This is a genomic window from Streptomyces sp. NPDC087215, from assembly GCF_044744885.1.
Taxonomy (GTDB): Bacteria; Actinomycetota; Actinomycetes; order Streptomycetales; family Streptomycetaceae; genus Streptomyces.
Genome location: NZ_JBIUZD010000005.1, coordinates 491,520 through 511,066 on the forward strand (window position 1 = coordinate 491,520; position 19,547 = coordinate 511,066).

The following is a 19,547-nucleotide window of genomic DNA, read 5'->3' on the forward strand; positions in this document are numbered from 1 at the left end:
GTTCCCTACCTCAGCTTGGGGTCGAGGGCGTCGCGGACGGCGTCGCCGAGCATGATGAAGGCGAGCACGGTGACGGCGAGGGCGCCGGCGGGCCAGAGCAGCATGTGCGGCGCGTTGCGGATGTTCTGCGAGGCGGCGGAGATGTCGATGCCCCAGCTGACGGTCGGGGGCCGGAGCCCGACGCCGAGGTAGGAGAGGGTCGCCTCCAGGGCGATGTAGGTGCCCAGGGCGATGGTGGCCACGACGATGACGGGGGCGACCGCGTTGGGGGTCACGTGCCGCAGCAGCATCCGGGAGTTGGAGGCGCCGAGGGCGCGGGCCGCCTGGACGTAGTCGTGCTGTTTGGCGGTGATGACCGAGCCGCGCGCGATGCGGGAGATCTGGGGCCAGCCGAGCAGCACCATGAAGCCGATGACGGGCCAGACGGTGTTGCTGGTGATGACCGAGAGGAGCACGAGGCCGCCGAGGACGACGGGGATGGCGAAGAAGATGTCGGTGATGCGGGAGAGGATCGCGTCCCACACCCCGCCGAAGAACCCGGCGAGGCCACCGAGGGCGCTGCCGAGGAGGGCGACGCCGAGGGTGGCGAGGACGCCGACGGTGATGGAGGTCCGGGCGCCGTAGACGGTACGGGTGTAGACGTCGCAGCCCTGCCCGTCGAAGCCGAAGGGGTGGCCGGGCTGGGAGCCTTCCTGGGCCTTGGCGAGGTCGCAGTCGAGCGGGTCGCCGGAGGCGATCAGGGACGGCCAGATCGAGATGACCACGAGGAAGACGATGATCAGGGCGGAGACGATGAAGACGGGGTTGCGGCGCAGGTCCCGCCAGGCGTCGGACCAGAGGCTGCGGGGCTTCTCGCCGGGGTCCTGGCCTCGGCCGCCGGACTCGTGCCCGACTTCGATCGCCTCGCTCGCGGCGAGGTCCATCGCCCCGCCCGCGCCGGTCGCCGCGATGGCGCCCTCGTTCTCATAGGGGTCAGGCATAGCGGATCCTGGGGTCGAGGACGGAGTACAGCAGGTCGACGAGCAGGTTCGCCACCAGGAACACCAGGACGAGGATGGTGGCGAAGCCGACCACCGTCTGGGTGTTCTGCCGGAGGATGCCCTGGTAGAGCTGGTAGCCCACGCCGTGGATGTTGAAGATCCGCTCGGTGACGATGGCGCCGCCCATGAGCGCGCCGATGTCGGTGCCGATGAAGGTGACGACGGGGATCAGCGAGTTGCGCAGCAGGTGCCGGGTGATGACGCGCCGTCGCGGGAGTCCCTTGGCGACGGCGGTGCGGACGTAGTCGGCGCGGGCGTTCTCGCCGACGGAGGTGCGGGTCAGCCGGGTGACGTACGCCAGGGAGACGGAGGCGAGCACGATCCCGGGCAGGATCAGCTCGTCGAAGGGCGCTCCGGAGGAGACGGTCGGGGAGACCCAGCCCCATTTGACGCCCAGCAGGTACTGGAGGACGTAGCCGGTGACGAACGTCGGGACGGAGATGACGACGAGGGTGCCGATGAGGGTGCCGGTGTCGATCGCGCGGCCCCGGCGCAGACCGCTGAGCACGCCGAGGGTGATGCCCACGACGATCTCGAAGAGGATCGCGACGATCGTCAGGCGGAGGGTGACCGGGTAGGCGTCGAGGAGGAGTTCGGTGACCTTCTGGCCGTTGAACGCGGTCCCGAAGTCCCCGGTGAACACGTTCCCCATGTATGTGAGGTACTGCTGCCAGACGGGCTTGTCGAGGCCGTACTCCTCGCGCAGCCGGGCGGCGGTGGCGGGGTCGCAGGCGCGGTCGCCGCAGAGTCCGGCGATCGGGTCGCCCATCACGTTGACCATCAGGAACAGCAGCAGGGTGGCCCCGAAGAAGACCGGGATCATCTGTAGCAGCCGTCGAATCACATATCGACCCATGAGGGGGCTCCGGGGGTTGGCTCCGGGGTGGGGTTGGCGTCCCGGGAGGGACGCGGGGGAAGGCGCCCGGCCCGGCGCGGGGGTCCGCGCGGGGGTCCGCGCGGGCCGGGCCGGGCGCCTTCGGCCCGCTACGGGGTCACTTCACCTTGATCTGGTCGTAGACGGGGACGCTGAAGGGGTTGAGGGTGACGTTCTCCAGCCGGTCCGAGTAGCCCGCGCTGCCGTTCTGGTACCAGAGCGGGATGGCGCCCATCGCGTCGCGCAGGACGCCCTCGGCCTGCTGGAAGATCCCCACGGCCTTCTTGGTGTCGGCCTCGGCGTTGGCCTGGTTCACGAGCTTGTCGAACTCGGGGCTGGTCCACTTGCCGTCGTTGGAGGAGGCGTTGGTGTAGTACAGCGGCTGGAGGAAGTTCTGGATGAGCGGGTAGTCCATCTGCCAGCCGGCCCGGAACGGGCCCTGCATCTTCTGCGTGGTGACCTGGCTGCGGTAGTCGGCGAAGGTGCCGACGGGGTTGCCGAGGCAGGCGGTGTTGTTGCCGAGGGCGCGGTTGATGGAGTTGCAGACCGCGTCGACCCATTCCTTGTGGGAGCCGGTGTCGGCGTTGTACGAGATCTTCATCGTGCCGCCGGGGATGCCGCCGCCCTCCGCGACGAGCTTCTTCGCCTCGGCCGCGTCGTACCTGCAGTAGTCGCCGCAGACGTCCTTGTAGCCGCCTTCCTCGCCGAGGACCGGGGAGGTCCAGTCGACGGCGGGGGTGCGGGTCTTCTGGAAGATCGTCTGGGTGATCTGGTCGCGGTCGATGGCCCGGGAGATGCCCTGGCGGAGCTTCTCCTGGCCGGGCTTGTTCCAGGCCGGGTCGTAGAACGGGAACGCGAGGGTCTGGATGATGCCGGCGGGGACGTTGATGTAGCGGTCGCCCAGGTCGGCCTTGACGTTCTTGAGCTGGGCGGCGGGGATGTCGTCGACGAGGTCGAGGTTCCCGGCCGTCAGGTCGGTGTAGGCGGTGTTGTTGTCGGTGTAGACCTTGAGGGTCACGCCGCCGTTCTTCGCCTTGTCGTCGCCCGGGTAGCCGTCCCAGCGCTTGAGCGCCATCTGGGAGCCCTTGGAGTACGAGTCGACGGTGTACGGGCCGTTGCCGACGGGCTTCGAGAGCCAGGCCGCGTGGTCGTCGTAGAACGTCCTGGGGAGCGGGGCGAAGGCCGCGTAGCCCAGGGTGACGGGCCAGGTGGAGAACTTCTGGGTGAGCTTGACCGTGAAGGTGCGGTCACCGGTGACCTTGAGTCCCGAGAGGGTGTCGGCGGTGGGTTCGCCCTTGTCGGGGTGGACCTTGTCGTAGCCCTCGATCTGCCCGAAGAAGTAGGCGTTCTTCTGGTTGTTCTTCAGGTTGGCGCCGTAGTTCCAGGCGTCGACGAAGGACTTCGCGGTGACCTTCTCCCCGTCGGAGAAGGTCCAGCCGTCCTTGACGGTGATGGCGAAGTTGGTCGAGTCGGTGGTCTCGATCTTCTCGGCGAGCATGTCCTTGGCCTCGCCGGTCTTCGGGTCGTACTGCTTGAGCCCGCGGAAGATCATGGACAGGACCTTGCCGCCCTGCACCTCGTTGGTGTTGGCGGGTTCCAGCGGGTTCTGCGGGTCGCCCCACGAGGAACTCACGATGCCGTCGGCCCCTCCGCCACCACCACCGCTGTCGCCGCCGCCGCAGGCGGTCGCCGCGAGGGCGACGGCTGTGGCCAGTGCGGCCCACTTGGCGTGCGTGGCTCCGCGCATGGAGTGCCTCCCGTTGGTCTTGCCGAGACTTAGGCCCCCATATCACCCCAAGCCGGACGGAGTCGCATCTCGGCCTCACCTGTCCGGGGGATTGCCCGCCCGGGGGCGTACGCCCGGAGCGACGGAGGCCCGTGGGGCCCCGCGCCCGCGCTCCTCCCCCTCCCCCGCACGCGTGAGATCCCCCCGCCGCACCGACGGGGGGCGTCGGTGCGGCGGGGGGATCGTGGACGGACCCGCCCGGGACCGCCGGGGGCGGTGCCGGACAGCGGGTCAGTTCAGGAAGGTCACGTCCCAGTGGTTGCCCTCGTTGGCGTAGACGTTGCCCGAGGGAGCGGTGTAGAGGGCGGCGCCGTCACCCCGGGTGCCGGAGTGGGCGAAGGTGCCGGTGACGTAGTTGTTGAGGCAGCTGGTGATCGCGAAGTCCAGCTTGTAGCCGTTCCAGTGGCTGTACGTGCCGCCGGCGTGGCCCGTCTCCGTACCGCCGGTGATGGTCAGCGCGCAGCCGCTCGCCCCGCGCAGCGCGACCGCGCCGTCGGCGGACGCCTGGCGCAGCCCGTCGAAGGAGGTGCAGCTGGTGCTGTTGCGGTGGGAGCAGTTGCCCGAGGAGGCCCAGGTGACGCCCGCGGCGGAGAACTTGGCCGCCGCCGCCGCGTGGGTCAGCAGACCGCTGTCGCCACCGCCGCCGCCGGAGGAACCGGTGACCAGGGCGCGCCAGGTGTCCGGGCCGACGATGCCGTCCGCGTCGAGGCCGTGCGAGGACTGGAAGGAGCGGATCTTGGAGTCGGTGCCGTCGCCGAAGGCGCCGTCGACGGCGAGCCCCGCCCCGTACCGGTTGAGCTGTGTCTGGGCGGCCTTCACCCCGGAGCCGTTGTCGCCCTTGCGGACGGTGACGACCAGCCGGGACCAGGTGTCGGCGCCGACGACGCCGTCCGCCGAGAGGCCGTTGGCGCTCTGGAAGGCGCGGACCTTCGCCGCGGTGCCGTCGCCGAAGGCGCCGTCGGCGGAGGTGGTGTGGCCCCGGGAGGTCAGCAGGTGCTGGACGGTGGTCACCTGGACGCCGCTGCTGCCGGTCTTGACCAGCGGCCAGTCGGCGGCGAAGGCCGGGGCGGCCTGGAGGACGGCGGCCACCAGGGCGGTGACGAGGGCGGCGAGCAGCGCGGCCGCGAGGCCGGGCAGTCTTCTCACGTGGGTCATGGGTGGTTCCTCGGACTCTCGGGTCAGCACTGGTGGTTCGCGTCCGGGTGGCCCGGCTCGCAGTAACGGATGTGCAGGTGGTTGTCGTGGTTGGGGTACTGGACCGTCAGCCCCTCCGCGATCAGCTGCGGGTCGTTGAAGAAGATCAGCTTCACGTGCCCAGGGGCGGCCGCGCGCAGGGCCTTGACCAGCTCGCGGGTGGCGCCCCGGTCGTAGGCGGCGGACTGCCAGGTGATCCGGGAGCCGGAGCACTGCGCCGAGTCGGTGCGCACGGGCCAGAGGTCGGCGTCCAGTCCGGCCTGGTGGGTGGCGTGGCCGTAGATCGAGCCGCCGTGCTCGAAGGAGATGTCACCGACCGGGACCTTGCCCCGGCCGAGGGCGGCGAAGGCGCGGGCGCCCGCCTCCAGCTGGCCGATGGTGGCGCCGGTGCCCCAGTCGGCGGAGCTGTTGCCGTCCGGGCTCTGGTTGCAGAGGGTGCCGGAGTTGTAGTCGGCGTACTCGTAGTGCCAGAGCAGGTTGGTCCAGGTGTCCGGGCCGACGACCCCGTCCGCGCCCAGACCCGCGTGGCTCTGGAAGGTGCGGACGGCCGACGCGGTGCCCGCGCCGAAGGCGCCGTCGACGGTGAGGCCCGCGCCGCGCTTGGCGTTGAGCAGGTGCTGGACGGCCTTCACGGCCTCGCCCTGACTGCCCTCCCGGACCGTGGTGGTCAGCGCCCGCCAGGTGTTGGGGCCGACGATGCCGTCGGAGCCGAGGCCGTGCGAGGACTGGAAGGAGCGGACGGCGGTGTCGGTGCCCGCGCCGAAGACTCCGTCGGCGGTGAGCTGCGCGCCCTGTCCGTTGAGGAGGTACTGGAGGGCGACGACGTCCGAGCCCCGGTTGCCCTTGCTCTGGGTGGGGACGAACGCGCCGCCGAAGGCGTGCGCGGGCGTGCCGAGACCGATGAGCACGAGCAGCGCGGCGAGGGCCGCGAGGGCCGCGAGCGGGACCGCCCCTCGCGCGGGGCGGAGCGACCGTGTGGTCGGCGACATGACGGTGGGCTTCTCCTTGGTCGGGTGGGACGGGTGGGGGACGGCTTCCGGGCCGGAGCGGACCGGAGCCTTCGGTGGACGGGACCGGGAGCGGGGACCGTGCCCGGTCAGGCCAGCAGACGGCTGAAGGTGCGCGCGTCGGCGACGCCGTCGGCGGGGAGCCCGGCCGTGCTCTGGAAGGCGGCCACCGAGGCGGCGGTGCCGGACCCGAAGGCGCCGTCCGGGTCGGTCGGGACGCCCTTGGCCGTGAGCAGGAGCTGTACGGCCCTGACGGCCTCGCCGCTGTCGCCCTGCCGGACGGGTCCGACGAGCTGGTGCCAGGTCTGGTTGCCCGCGTAGCCGTCGGCGGTCGCGGTCGTCAGCGTCTGGAAGTCCCGTACGGCCCGCTCGGTGGCCGGGCCGAAGCTCCCGTCCGCGGTGATCACGGCGCCGCGCCGGACCAGCAGGTGCTGGAGGGCCCGGACCCGGTCGCCGGTGTCGCCGGAGCGCAGCAGCGGCCACACGGGGGCCGTCGGGTCCCCGCCGACGCGGGCGGCGACGTCCCGCCGCAGCTGCGGCAGCAGCGCGTACAGCCGGTCGCCGGGGCACTGGGTGGCGTTGAAGTCCCGGTGCCCGTAGATCTGGTAGGCGCGCAGCCCGTACTGGCGGCAGAGGTACGCGCACAGCTCGACGAGGGCCGCGTACTGCTCGCTCCGCGGGTCGACCGTGGTGTAGGTGCCCTCGTTCTCGATGCCGACGGCGACGGTGTTCTGTCCGGTGCAGTGCGCCGACTCCACCATCTGTGTGCCGCCCCGGAGCGTGGTCAGGCTGCTGTGCCTGCCCTCCAGGACGTGGGCGCCGCGCGAGACGGTGAAGTGCTGGCCCGTGTCGATCCACTGCTTCTCGTCCATCGCCCAGTTCTGCATGGCGCGGGCGAGCCGGAAGGCCTGGTCGCGGGAGAGGTCGGTGACGTTGGCGGTGGCCGTGTGATGGACGATGATCTTCTGTGGCGGGGTCGGCAGCAGCCGTACGGGGCTGCTCGCCGGGCGGGCGCCCCAGGCGGTGGTGTCCGCGACGGCGGGCCCGTCCAGGGCGTGCGCCCCGCCGGCCGCCCACAGGGGCAGCGCGGCCGAGGCGCCGAGCGCGAGTCCGCCGGTGAGGAAGGCCCGTCGGCGCGGGCCGGGTTCGGAGACCGGGGTCATGTCAGGTCCTCAGCTCAGTAGCCGCCGGTGCACTGGGTCCGGAGCGTCTCGTAGGCGCGCGTCTCGCAGGCCCAGGCCTGGATGTCCTTGTCGTTGACCATCCGGGTCCAGACGCTTCCGGAGCCGCCGTAGTAGGTGCTGTAGGTGGTCCCCTGGGTGTTCTGGACGTGGATGGAGGTGTCGAGGGACCCGCCGGACGTCTTGCGGGCCCAGGCGGCGCGGCAGGTGGGGCTGTAGCGCAGCTCCACGCCCCAGGCGCTGGTCCGCACGGTCTGGGCGTCGTTCTGGCAGATCGTGGCGGCCGGGTCGAGCCCGTTGCAGGAGGACCCGTAACAGGAGGTGGCCGCCGACGCCGGGGAGGAGGCGAGGAGCAGGCCCGACGCGGCGAGCGCCAACGAGGAGGCCACGGTGGCGAGTTTGCGGGTGAGCTGGTTCAAGGGAGGTGCTCCTTCTGGGGACTCGTACCGGATCACCGCGGAGCCGCGGTGGAGCGCGGCCGGGGGCGGGTCGGGTACCGGGTCACCACCACAGGGTGGAGGACGCCATGGTGTAGTCGGAGCGGCGGTCGCAGGCGTACGCGAGGATGTCCTTGTCGTCGACCATCGTGGTCCAGACGGTGCCGCCCGAGGTGCTGGGACGCACGCTCTGCATCTCCCGGCGATCGTTCTCGACCTGGTAGTAGTGCCCGGCGACCGCGTTCTTCTTGCGGGCCCAGACGGCACGACAGGTGGCGCTGTAGCGCAGTTCGACGCCGGTCTCGCTGGTGAGGACGGTCGTGGCGTCGTTCTGGCAGATCGAGGTCGCCGGGTCGACGCCGTGGCAGCCGGTCGAGTAGCAGGACGTCGCCGCCGAGGCGGGCGAGGAGGCGAGGAGGAGGCTCGACGCGGCCATCGCCAGGGCCGAGCCGACGGTGGCGAGCTTGCGGGTGAGTGCGTTCACGACGACCCCTTGGTTCCGGTGCGGTGGGTGGCGGTCGCAGCTCGGTGGGCTGCGCCGCGGCACACGCTGCCAGTCCCGGCGGGCGTCCCGGCGGGCCCGGTCGTCCCGTGGGAGGGGGCCGGTACGGCGCCGGGCACGACCGGCCGTGCGGGGGCCGGGCGAGGGATGACACCCCGTCAGGGGTGCGGGACGGGGTGGGGGACGCGGGACGGGAAGGAGGCTCCCGGCGAGGTGTCCCGTGGGACGCCCCCACGCCCCCACGGCCCCGCGACCCCGCGCCCCCCTCGCCCCTGTGCCACCTCGCCCCGCGCCCCGGCGCCGCCCCGGCCCTTCCCCGGCGCCCGTCCGGCGCCCGTCCTCCGTACCGGAGAACGCCGGAGGCCCCCGGTCACCCGTGAACGGGCGGCCGGGGGCCTCTGTGGGCTTCGGTGCGTCAGAGCACCGGAACGACCTGCTTCTCCTCGGCGAAGTGGCACGCCGAGAAGTGCGCGGCCGGGGTCTCCTGACCCTGGAAGCGCTCCGGGATCGCGAGCACCGGGGTCTCCTGCGAGCAGCGGTCCTGCGCCTTCCAGCAGCGGGTGCGGAAGCTGCAGCCCGACGGCGGGTTCGCGGGCGAGGGCACGTCACCGGTGAGGATGATCCGCTCGCGGTGCGCGCGGGCCTTCGGGTCCGGCACCGGCACCGCGGAGAGCAGCGCCTGGGTGTACGGGTGCGTCGGGTGCTCGTAGATCTGCTCGTCCGTACCGATCTCGGCCATCTTGCCGAGGTACATGACGCCGACGCGGTCGGAGATGTGCCGGACGATCGACAGGTCGTGCGCGATGAAGAGGTAGGACAGGTTGAACTCGTCCTGGAGCTTCCCCATCAGGTTGATGACCTGCGCCTGGACGGACACGTCCAGGGCCGAGACCGGCTCGTCGCAGATGATGATCTCCGGGTTGAGCGCGAGGCCGCGGGCGATGCCGATGCGCTGGCGCTGACCGCCGGAGAACTGGTGCGGGTACCGGTGGATGTACTCCGGGTTCAGACCGACGACGTCGAGCAGCTCCTGCACCTTGCGGCGCCGGTCGCCCTTCGGGGCCACCTCGGGGTGGATCTCGTACGGCTCGCCGATGATGTCGCCGACCGTCATGCGCGGGTTCAGCGAGGTGTACGGGTCCTGGAACACCATCTGGATGTTGCGGCGCACGGCCTTCAGCGCGCGGCCGGACAGCTTGGTGATGTCCTGGCCCTTGTAGAAGACCTCGCCCGCGGTGGCCTGCTCCAGGTTCATCAGGAGCTTGGCGACCGTGGACTTGCCACAGCCGGACTCGCCCACGATGCCGAGGGTCTCGCCCTGGTAGAGGTCGAAGGAGACCCCGTCCACGGCCTTGACCGCACCGACCTGCTTCTTGAAGAGGATGCCCTGCGTCAGCGGGAAGTGCTTCTTCAGGCCACGCACCTGGAGGATCGGCTCGCCACGGTCCACGGGGGCGTCGAGGGCGGCGGCCACGGCCTCGTCGTTCTTGCTGAGGTCAGCCATGGATCGTCTCCTTCCAGAAGTGGCAGGCGCTCTTACGGCCCGGGAGGTCCGCGCCGTCCTGCTCGGTGACCGGCACGAGGGCCGGGATCTCCGTGCGGCAGATGTCGTCGGCCTTGGGGCAGCGCGGGTTGAAGGCGCAGCCGGTGGGCACCTTGAGCAGGTTGGGCGGCAGGCCCTTGATCGCGTAGAGCTCCTGGCCCTTCTGGTCCAGGCGCGGGATCGAGTCCAGGAGACCGCGGGTGTACGGGTGGGCCGGGCGGCCGTACAGCTCGTGCACCGGCGCCTGCTCGACGATCCGGCCGGCGTACATCACGGCGATCTTGTCCGCGACGTCGGCGACGACGCCGAGGTCGTGGGTGATCAGGATCAGACCCATGTTGTATTCCTGCTGGAGCTCCGCGAGGAGGTCCATGACCTGGGCCTGGACGGTCACGTCGAGAGCCGTGGTGGGCTCGTCGGCGATGATCAGGTCCGGCTCCAGGGCCAGCGCCATGGCGATCATGATGCGCTGGCGCATACCGCCGGAGAACTGGTGGGGGTAGTCGGAGACCCGCGCCGCTGCGGCGGGGATCTTGACCTTGTCCATCAGCTCGATGGCCTTGACCTTGGCGTCCTTCTTGGACAGGCCCTGGTGCACGCGGAACATCTCGCCGAGCTGGTAGCCGACGCTGAGGACCGGGTTCAGGGAGGACAGCGCGTCCTGGAAGATCATGGCGATCTTCCGGCCGCGGACCTTCCGCCGCTCCTCCTCGGACATCTTCAGCATGTCCTCGCCGCGGAACAGGATCTCGCCCTGCGGGATCCTGCCCGGCGGCATGTCGAGGATGCCCATGATGGCCTGCGCGGTGACGGACTTGCCGGAGCCGGACTCGCCGAGCACGGCGAGCGTCTCACCGGCGTTCACCGAGTAGTTGACGCCGTTGACCGCCTTGGCCACACCGTCGCGGGTGTGGAACTCGACGTGCAGGTCGCGCACTTCGAGCAGGGGTCCGGTGTGGTCGCCTCCGCCACGGGGCGCGGGGACGGCCGAGGTCTTGTCGATGATGGTCATCTCTTACGCCCTCCTCAGCGCAGCTTGGGGTCGAGGGCGTTGCGGACGGCTTCGCCGAGCATGATGAACGCCAGAACGGTGATGCTGAGCATGATCGAGGGCCAGAGCAGGATGTGCTGGGCCACTCGGATCTGGTCGACACCGGTGGAGATGTCCACACCCCACGAGACGGTCGGGGCGGCGAGGCCCAGGCCGAGGTACGAGAGGGTGGCCTCGGCGGAGATGTATCCGCCCAGGGCGATGGTGGCGACGACGATCACCGGAGCCATGGCGTTCGGCAGGATGTGCCGGAACAGGATGCGGACCGTACCCGCGCCGAGCGCCTTGGCCGCGTGGACGTAGTCGGCCTGCTTGACGGTGATCACGGCACCGCGCATGACGCGGGACATCTGGGTCCAGCCGAGGAACGCGAGGGCGAAGACGACCACCCAGACCGTGCGCTCGACGAAGGACTGCAGGACGACCATGGCGCCGAGCAGGAACGGGATGCCGAAGAAGATGTCCGTGAGGCGGGAGAGCACCGCGTCGATCCAGCCGCCGAAGTAACCGGCGAGCATTCCCATGATGCCGCCGAGGACGGTGACGATCGCGGTGACGCAGACGCCGACGATGATCGAGGCACGGGTGCCGTAGATCAGTCGGGCGTACACGGAGCGGCCCTGGCCGTCGTAGCCCAGCCAGCCCTCGGAGCCGATGTTGCTGAGCTCCGGCTTGCCCAGGAAGTGCTTGACCAGGTCACCGGCGGTCGGCGAGGCGCTGGTGAAGAGGCTGGGGAAGACGGCGATCAGCAGCAGGAAGAAGATCAGCACCGTCGACACGAGGAAGTACGGGTTCCGGCGCAGGTCGACCCAGGCGTCGCCCCAGAGGCTGCGGGGCTTGTCCTGCTTCGCCGGGGGAGCGACGTCGGCGGGGGGCGCGACGGCGGCCTCGACGGCGGCTGCGGTCTTGGTCACGTCAGGCATAACGGATCCTCGGGTCCAGGACCGCGTACAGCAGGTCGATGAGCAGGCTGGTGACGAGGTAGATGATCACCAGGATGGTGACCAGGCCCACGAGGGTGGCCCCTTCGCGCCGGGTGATCGACTCGGCGATCAGACCGCCGACGCCCTTGATGTTGAAGATGCGCTCGGTGACGACCGCGCCGCCCATGAGGGCGCCGATGTCGGTGCCGAGGAAGGTGACCACGGGGATCATCGAGTTGCGCATGAGGTGGACGCCGATGACACGACGCCGGGGCAGGCCCTTGGCGACGGCGGTGCGCATGTAGTCGGCGCGCAGGTTCTCGGCCATGGAGGTGCGCGTGAGGCGCGCCACATAGGCGAGGGAGAGACCGCCGAGCACCATGGCGGGGGCGATCATCTCGGACCAGAGCTGGTCGTTGCTGACGTTGGGCGCGATCCAGTCCAGTTCGAAGGCGAACACCATCTTGATGATGAAGCCGAGGACGAAGACGGGGATCGAGATGATCAGCAGCGTGAAGATGAGGATCGCGTTGTCGGCGAGACGGCCGGCCTTGAGACCGGCGATGATGCCGAGGCCGATGCCGAAGATCAGCTCGAAGGCGAACGCCAGGGCGGCGAGCTGGAGCGTGACGGGGAACGCCGCACCCAGTACCTCGGTGATCGGGCGACCGTTGCGGATCTGGTTCCCGAAGTCGAAGTGCAGGATGATGTCGGTCATGTAGTTCCAGTACTGCTGCCAGAGCGGCAGATCCAGTCCCAGATCATGTCTGATCTTCGCGAGGGTCGCGGGGTCAGCGCCCTTGTCCCCGAACATCCCCGCCACGGGGTCGCCGGGCAGGCTGTAGACCATGAGGAAGATCAGCAGGGTGGTCCCGAGGAAAACCGGGATCATCTGGAGCAGTCGTCGTGCGACATAGCGCCCCATCATGCCTCCGTTGAAATGTGACAGCAGCAGCGACAGGCCCTCCCACGACATCCGCGCCCCCGTGGGTACGCGAATGTCGTGGAAGGGCCCCCCAGCCACTGCGTAAGGCACCGAGACGGGACTGACTTTCCGTCAGTCCCGTGACGGCGTGCGGACTACGCTCGGGTGATTACTTCTTGACCTCGACGCCGGTCAGGATCGGGTCGCCGTCCTGGCCGTACGCCACGCCCGAAACCTTCTCGGAGTAGCCCGCGTTGACCTTGTAGTACCAGAGCGGGATGGACGGCATGTAGTTGAGCAGGTCCTTCTCGATGGCCTGGAACTGCTTCACCGAGTCGTCCAGCGTCGCCGCGGAGTCAGCCTTGGCGATCTTGGCGTCCAGCTCCTTGTTGGAGAAGTCGCCCTGGTTGCCCGCCGCACCCGTACGGAACAGGTCCGAGATGAAGTTGGCGTTCACCGGGTAGTCGAGCACCCAGCCGGAGCGGTACAGGGACTTGACCTGCTTGGTCTTGCGAGCGGTCAGGTCGGCCTGGAAGTCCGGCTTGCCGTCGCCGACGCACTGGACGCTGGTGGACTGCTGGATGGAGTTGCAGACCGCGTCCACCCACTCCTTGTGTCCACCGTCGGCGTTGAACTGGATCGAGATCTTGTTGCCGGGGACGCCGCCGCCGGCCTTGATCAGTTCCTTGGCCTTCGCCGGGTCGAACTTGGTGACGCCGGCGCCGCCGTCCTCCTGGAAGCCCAGGACGCCCTTGGCGACCCAGCCGGTCGCGGGCTCACGGGTGCCCTGGAGGACCGTCTTGGTGATGGTGGCGCGGTCGATCGCCATCGACAGACCCTGGATGACGCGCGGGTCGATCGGCTTCGGCTTCTTCCACTGGTCGGCGTAGAAGGCGACGGCGATGGTCTGGACCGCGGAGTACGGCTGGTCCACGGCGCGGTCGCCGAGGTCCTGGCGGTAGACCGGGAGGTCCTTCGGCGCGATCTGACGCAGGACGTCGACGTTGCCGGACTTCAGGTCCTCGTACGCGGCCTCGAGGGTGGTGTAGTTCTTGAAGACCACACCGCCGTTCTTCGCCTTGTTCGGGCCCTTGTAGCCGTCGAATCGAGTGATCTCGATCTTCTTCTTGTGGTCCCAGCTCTTGAACTTGTAGGGACCGTTGCCGACCGGCTTCTGGCCACCGGCGACCGGGTCCTTGTAGAAGGACTCCGGGAGCGGGGCGAAGACGATGTACGCCAGCTTGTGACCGAAGTACGGAACGGCCTTCGAGAGCTCGATCTTGAAGGAGTTCTCGTCGACGACGGTCAGACCGTCCAGCTTGTCGGAGGTGGGCTTGGCGCCCTCACCCTCGGGGTGGACCTTCTCGAAGCCCTTGATGTCCGCGAACCACGAGGACAGACCCTGGGCGTTCTTGACGTTGGCGTTCCAGTTCCACGCGTCCACGTAGGACTTGGAGGTCACCGGGGTGCCGTCGTGGAAGGTCCAGCCCGGCTTGAGCTTGACGGTCCACGTCTTCGAGTCCGTCGTGGTGACCGACTCGGCGTTGATCATCTCGAGCGAGCCGTCGGCCTTGTAGTCGACCAGGGTCGAGAACAGGCCGGCCATGACGGCGGAGCCGTTGGACTCCATCGTGTCACCGGTGAGCAGCGGCTTCTCCGGCTCACCCAGCTCGATGGAGAAGATTCCGTTCGGGTCAACAGCGCCCTTGGCGTCACTGCCGCCGTCGCTCTTACCCCCGCCACAGGCGGTCGCAGCAAGGGCAACGATGATCGCGCCCGTTACCCACTTGGCGCTCTTGGCACCGCGCATGGGTTCCTCCTCATGAGTCCACTTTGTCACTACAAGAGGGGTACTCCGAGTTCAGCCGACACCCCTGACGGCTTTGGACTCACGTACCCCGAGTGTGCTCGTGAGTCGGCACTCCCCACAGTGCGTGACCCATTGACCCGAGCTCAATGGAGCCAACTATTAAGTACGTCCGGGCTGTAAACCACACTTAAGTGGTCTCGTTTTGACAACATCACCAAGTGTCCGGATACCGAAATCCGGACAAAGTGAGCACAGACAGACACCCCCGAAACGGACCGTTAACACGCGTACCGGAGAGCGATGGCCGATATGCGGACACCTGGCCTTCGAAATCGAGTTGACCGGAGTTGACGAAAAGCCCGGACCCCCACCATGTCCATGGGGGTCCGGGCTCCGGTGCTGACGTCCCGTCAGCCGAGAGCGGAGTGGATCACATGTCCGTGATCTACCCCGCCGTCATCGGCGGTATGCGGGCGCGCTCGGGCGATCTCGTCCGGTCAGTTGTTCTTGGCGCGGGAGGCGCTGCGACCGCGCGCGTTCTGGTCCAGGATCACCTTGCGGATGCGCACGGCCTCCGGGGTGACCTCGACGCACTCGTCGTCGCGGCAGAACTCCAGGGACTGCTCCAGGGAGAGCTTGCGCGGCGGGACGATCGCCTCGAAGGAGTCCGCGGAGGCGGAGCGCATGTTGGTGAGCTTCTTCTCCTTGGTGATGTTCACGTCCATGTCGTCGGAGCGCGAGTTCTCGCCGACGATCATGCCCTCGTACACCTCGGTGCCGGGGTCGGTGAACAGGACGCCGCGCTCCTGGAGGTTCGTCATCGCGAAGGCGGTGACGGCACCGGCGCGGTCGGCGACCAGGGAACCGTTGTTACGGGTGGTCAGGGTGCCGAACCACGGCTCGTGACCCTCGTGGATGGAGTGGGCGATGCCCGTACCGCGGGTGTTGGTGAGGAACTCCGTACGGAAGCCGATGAGGCCGCGGGACGGGACGACGAACTCCATGCGGACCCAGCCGGAGCCGTGGTTCGACATGTTGTCCATACGGCCCTTGCGGATGCCCATGAGCTGCGTGACCGCGCCCATGTGCTCCTCGGGGACGTCCACCGTGAGGCGCTCGACGGGCTCGTGCGTCTTGCCGTCGACCTCCTTGGTGACGACCTGCGGCTTGCCGATGGTCAGCTCGAAGCCCTCGCGGCGCATCTGCTCGACCAGGATGGCGAGCGCCAGCTCACCACGGCCCTGGACCTCCCAGGCGTCCGGGCGCTCGGTGTCGAGCACGCGGAGCGAGACGTTGCCGATCAGCTCGCGGTCGAGGCGGTCCTTGACCTGGCGGGCGGTGACCTTGCGCTGCTTGACCGCGGACTTGGCCTCCGCGCCCTTGCCCGTGCCACCGCGGCCGACGAGCGGCGAGGTGTTGGTGCCGATGGTCATGGAGATGGCCGGCTGGTCGACCGTGATCAGCGGCAGCGCGATCGGGTTCTCCGGGTCGGCCAGGGTCTCGCCGATCATGATGTCGGGGATGCCGGCGACCGCGCAGATGTCACCGGGGCCGGCGACCTCGGCGGGCTTGCGGGTGAGCGCCTCGGTCATCATCAGCTCGGTGATGCGGACGTTGGAGACCGTGCCGTCCCGCTTGATCCACGCGACCGTCTGGCCCTTGCGCAGCTCGCCCTGCTCGACGCGGAGCAGCGCGATGCGGCCGAGGAAGTTGTCGGCGTCGAGGTTGGTGACGTGGGCCTGGAGGGGCGCCTCCTCGTCGTACGAGGGGGCCGGGACGTGCTCCAGGATGGTGGAGAAGAACGGCTCCAGGTTCTCGCTGTCGGCGGGGACGGTGCCGTCCGCCGGCTTGGTCAGCGAGGCGACGCCGTCACGGCCGCAGGCGTAGACGATCGGGAACTCGATCTGGTCCTCGTCCGCGTCCAGGTCGAGGAAGAGGTCGTAGGTCTCGTTGACGACCTCGTCGATCCGGGAGTCCGGGCGGTCCGTCTTGTTGATGCAGAGGATGACGGGCAGGCGCTGCTGGAGGGCCTTGCGCAGCACGAAGCGGGTCTGCGGGAGCGGGCCCTCGGAGGCGTCCACGAGGAGGACGACCGCGTCCACCATCGACAGACCGCGCTCGACCTCGCCGCCGAAGTCGGCGTGGCCGGGGGTGTCGATGATGTTGATCGTGATCGGGGCCCCGCCGTCCTTGGGGTGATACTTCACCGCCGTGTTCTTGGCGAGGATCGTGATGCCCTTCTCACGCTCCAGGTCGTTCGAGTCCATCATGCGGTCGTCGAGGTGCTGGTGGGCGGCGAAGGCACCGGCCTGCTTGAGCATGGCGTCGACGATGGTCGTCTTGCCGTGGTCGACGTGGGCGACGATGGCGACGTTACGGATGTCGTGGCGCGTGGGCATGGGTGCTTGCGCTTCTCTCGGATCGTGGGATGCGGCGTCAGTTCCTCGTACGCCCGCCGGGCGGACGCGCCACGGCTATGTCCTATGGTACGGGGCTGCCGCGCAAGGGGCTTCCCCGGTAGAGATCGCTGAGAGGCCGCGGAGAGGTCGCGGAGAGGTCGCCGGGGGCCCGGGGGTGTGGGGGAGGTCGTGCGGCCGGGTCAAGGGGCCGACGCGATCCTGCCCGCCGGGGTCACCGGCGGGCAAGGAACTTGAGCTGCTTCTGAGGTTGTGACCTGCGATTTCAGGGTCTTACTGGTTCTTTTCCCTGCTCTTGGGGGATTCGGGCTTCTTGAAGCCGATGTCCTGGTAGCGGGGGGCGGCCAGGCCCCAGGCACCGGCGTTCACCAGCTCGGCCCTGGCCGCGGCGAGCTGCGGGCGCTGGTAGAGGGGAATCGATCCGGCGGCGGCCCAGATCCGGGCGTCGGCCTGACGGACCAGGTCGCGGGCCTCGTCCTCGTCGAGGGTCCTCGCCGCCTGGTCGAACAACTGGTCGATGCGGTCGGTGCCGACCCGCGAGTAGTTCTGCTCGACGAGCAGGGAGCCGTCCGAGGCGGGCTCGGGCTTGGCGAAGATCGGCCGGGCGTCGGTCGCGGGGAAGGCGGAGGCGGGCCAGGAGTAGAGGGCCAGGTCGTAGTCGCCGGAGGCCACGTGGTCCTTGAAGAAGCTCTCGTCGGAGACCTTGGTGACGGCGGTGCGGATGCCGACCGCGTCGAGCATCCGGACGATCCGGTCGCCCACCGCGCGCAGCGACTCGGAGCCGGGGCCGGACGGCAGGACGAAGCGGAGGACGAGCGGCTTGCCGTCCTTGCCGAGGGCCTGGTTGGCCCGGGGCACGGCCGCGGGGGCGGCGGAGCCGCGCGGGGCGTAGGCCCCGGCGACGCCCTTGTCGGTCCGGGCGACGGTCCGGGCGGCGTGGGCGGCGGCGCCCGTACCGGTGTCGAGGGCCTCGGCGCGGGCGAGGAGGGCGGCGCTCTGGCGGGCGGCGGCGGGAGCCGGGGCAAGGACGGCGGTGCCGCTCCCGGGGCCGTCCTCGCCGAGGGCGACGGCATGGCGGTCGCCGGGCTTGTCGTCGCCGACGATGTAGAGGCCCTCGTCGGAGGGGGCGTCGCTCCCCTTCTTCCTGGCGTCGGTGGAGTCCCCGGCCTTCCCGGCGTCGCCGGAGCCCTCCCCCTTTTCCGCCTTCTCCGCCTTCTCCGCCTTCGCCTGCTTGTCGGCCTCGCTGCCCGCCTTGGTCCCGGCGGGCTTCCGGGTGGCGCCGCCGGGGACCCAGCCCGCGTCGGCGAGCAGGGCGCGCGCCTCCTTGGCGTCCTGGCCGCCGAGCGCGTCGCTGCTGTCGGCGTAGGCGGCCTGGCCCTCGAGGGCGAGGTGGCTGCCGGGCGGGTTCGCGGGGAGGCCGAGCGGCTTGAGGACGGAGTCGGCGAGTTCCTGGCGGTTGAGGGCGCGGGCCACGGCCCGGCGCACCCGTTCGTCGGAGAGCGGTCCGGACTCGCCGTTCAGGGAGAGCTGGGTGTAGGCGGGTTCCAGGGACTTGCGGACGGTGTACCTGGTGAGGGTGGTCTGGGCGCTCGCGTAGCGGGCGACGGCCTCCTGGTTCTCGGCGCGGGCTGCCCGGACCTCCTCGGCCTTCTCCTCGTCGGAGCCGTGCGCGAGGGCCCAGGACCTCAGGGCCTTGCCGGGGGTGATCCCGGAGCCGGGGCCGTGGGCGAGGGCGGCCTGCGCTCCGCTGCGTCCGGCGCGGGCGTCGCGGAGCGCGAGGGAGATCCGGTCGGCGGTGGCGCGGTCGATCTCGGCGAGGTCGAGGGTGCCGTCGGCGAGGGCCTGGGTGCGGTCGGCGCGGGGCACGGCCTTGAGGACGAGGCTGTCGAGCTTGGCGGTCTGTCCCCACCAGCGGGGGTTGCGGACGAGGGTGACGTCCCCGCTCTGCCGGTCGACCGACTTCAGCAGAAACGGTCCCGCGGTGGCCTTCAGCGTGGTGCGGGCCCCGTCGTTGAACGCGTTCGGGGAGCCCATCACCTGCTTCGGGTAGAGCGGGGTGAAGAGGGACTGCCAGTCGGCGTAGGGCTTGGCGAAGGTGACCCGGACCTCCAGGTCGTTCTTGCCCTTCTCGATCTTCTCGATCCGCTCGTAGCCGGAGTTCCGGGCGGTCCAGTACGCGGTGTCCCGGCCGCTCAGCGCCCGCCACTGGGCGACGAAGTCGGGGGCGCCGATCTCGCGCCCGTCGCTCCACACGGCCTGCTGGTGGAGCTTGTAGAGGACGACCTGCTTGGGCTCCGTCTCGACGACCTGCGCGGACTCCAGGTAGTCGGGGTTCAGCTGCGGCCTGCCCCGGGCGTCGAGGGTGTAGAGGGAGGGGAGCACCGCCCCGGCGATGCGGCTGGTGGTGCCGTCGGCGTCGGCCTGGAAGGCGTTCAGGGTGGTGGGCAGGGCGTCGACGGCCCAGCGCAGGGTGCCCCCGTCGGCGACCTTGTCGCGGGTGGCGGGCGCGTTGTCCTGTGCCGCGCCGGAAATCTCGTCGGCCGGGTCGCCGGAGCTGCATCCGGCGAGGACGGTGACGGCGAGGACCGCGCTGCTGAGGGTGGCGACGGAGCGGAGCGTGCGGGAGCGGGGGCTCCTGGAGCATGTCCTCCCGCGAGGGGCGCCGATCTGGGACATGACATGTACCCCTTCGTCCAGATTCATTACATTTGGAGATGATCACACCTATGACTCATCCAATGAAAAGGACGATGAAGATCCGGCCATCACGACACGGCGCCATGTCCGAAAATCCCACCCTTGCGGCCCAATCGGGGCCCCTCCCCCACCCCTGACCCCGACCCGCCCCCGGCCCCGA

At 69.8% G+C, this 19,547-nt stretch carries 15 protein-coding genes and 1 pseudogene; all 16 read right to left on the reverse strand.

Annotated elements, in window-relative coordinates; genetic code table 11:
- Positions 1-5 precede the first annotated feature (5 nt).
- The 16 genes and pseudogenes from ACIO92_RS17535 to ACIO92_RS17610 all read right to left on the reverse strand — a co-directional run bounded on the left by ACIO92_RS17535 (position 6) and on the right by ACIO92_RS17610 (position 19,366).
- Positions 6-980, reverse strand: a complete 975-nt coding sequence (locus ACIO92_RS17535) for an ABC transporter permease (protein ID WP_366440131.1) — start codon at positions 978-980, stop codon at positions 6-8.
- Complete coding sequence (locus tag ACIO92_RS17540; RefSeq protein WP_366440130.1) at positions 973-1,896, reverse strand: ABC transporter permease; 924 nt, start codon at positions 1,894-1,896, stop codon at positions 973-975. The genes ACIO92_RS17535 and ACIO92_RS17540 overlap by 8 nt, the downstream gene beginning before the upstream one ends.
- A 136-nt stretch (positions 1,897-2,032) precedes the next feature.
- The gene (locus ACIO92_RS17545; RefSeq protein ID WP_366440129.1) at positions 2,033-3,661 is read right to left on the reverse strand and encodes an ABC transporter substrate-binding protein; all 1,629 of its coding nucleotides are present in this window, start codon (positions 3,659-3,661) and stop codon (positions 2,033-2,035) included.
- Positions 3,662-3,931: 270 nt separating this feature from the next.
- Entirely contained in the window at positions 3,932-4,519 is a 588-nt protein-coding gene (locus ACIO92_RS17550; RefSeq protein WP_402060634.1) for a peptidoglycan-binding protein, read from the reverse strand.
- Between the two features lie 48 nt (positions 4,520-4,567).
- Positions 4,568-4,855, reverse strand: a pseudogene (locus ACIO92_RS17555) (peptidoglycan-binding protein); the annotation flags it as partial.
- 23 nt (positions 4,856-4,878) lie between these two features.
- Positions 4,879-5,883 (reverse strand): penicillin-insensitive murein endopeptidase, encoded by a 1,005-nt coding sequence (locus ACIO92_RS17560; RefSeq protein WP_401242670.1) that lies wholly within the window; start codon positions 5,881-5,883, stop codon positions 4,879-4,881.
- A 107-nt stretch (positions 5,884-5,990) separates the two neighbouring features.
- Positions 5,991-7,064 (reverse strand): N-acetylmuramoyl-L-alanine amidase, encoded by a 1,074-nt coding sequence (locus ACIO92_RS17565; protein WP_402281593.1) that lies wholly within the window; start codon positions 7,062-7,064, stop codon positions 5,991-5,993.
- 14 nt (positions 7,065-7,078) lie between these two features.
- On the reverse strand, positions 7,079-7,501 hold the full coding sequence (locus ACIO92_RS17570; RefSeq protein ID WP_402281591.1) for a DUF2690 domain-containing protein: 423 nt from the start codon (positions 7,499-7,501) through the stop codon (positions 7,079-7,081).
- A gap of 82 nt (positions 7,502-7,583) precedes the next feature.
- Complete coding sequence (locus ACIO92_RS17575; RefSeq protein ID WP_366440125.1) at positions 7,584-8,003, reverse strand: DUF2690 domain-containing protein; 420 nt, start codon at positions 8,001-8,003, stop codon at positions 7,584-7,586.
- A gap of 433 nt (positions 8,004-8,436) precedes the next feature.
- Positions 8,437-9,525: a dipeptide ABC transporter ATP-binding protein gene (locus ACIO92_RS17580; RefSeq protein WP_366440124.1), complete on the reverse strand. Its 1,089-nt coding sequence runs from the start codon at positions 9,523-9,525 to the stop codon at positions 8,437-8,439.
- A complete protein-coding gene (locus tag ACIO92_RS17585) occupies positions 9,518-10,576 on the reverse strand; it encodes an ABC transporter ATP-binding protein (RefSeq protein WP_366440123.1) in 1,059 nt (352 codons plus the stop codon). Before ACIO92_RS17585 ends, ACIO92_RS17580 begins: the two co-directional genes overlap by 8 nt.
- A 14-nt stretch (positions 10,577-10,590) precedes the next feature.
- Entirely contained in the window at positions 10,591-11,538 is a 948-nt protein-coding gene (locus ACIO92_RS17590; protein ID WP_366440122.1) for an ABC transporter permease, read from the reverse strand.
- A complete protein-coding gene (locus ACIO92_RS17595; RefSeq protein ID WP_366440314.1) occupies positions 11,531-12,463 on the reverse strand; it encodes an ABC transporter permease in 933 nt (310 codons plus the stop codon). The genes ACIO92_RS17590 and ACIO92_RS17595 overlap by 8 nt, the downstream gene beginning before the upstream one ends.
- A gap of 169 nt (positions 12,464-12,632) precedes the next feature.
- Positions 12,633-14,273: an ABC transporter substrate-binding protein gene (locus tag ACIO92_RS17600; RefSeq protein ID WP_401242681.1), complete on the reverse strand. Its 1,641-nt coding sequence runs from the start codon at positions 14,271-14,273 to the stop codon at positions 12,633-12,635.
- A 497-nt stretch (positions 14,274-14,770) separates the two neighbouring features.
- Entirely contained in the window at positions 14,771-16,672 is a 1,902-nt protein-coding gene (gene typA, locus ACIO92_RS17605; protein WP_366440120.1) for a translational GTPase TypA, read from the reverse strand.
- Between the two features lie 291 nt (positions 16,673-16,963).
- Positions 16,964-19,366, reverse strand: coding sequence for an ABC transporter family substrate-binding protein (locus ACIO92_RS17610; protein ID WP_402060628.1), 2,403 nt, complete (start codon positions 19,364-19,366; stop codon positions 16,964-16,966).
- Between the last annotated feature and the right edge of the window lie 181 nt (positions 19,367-19,547).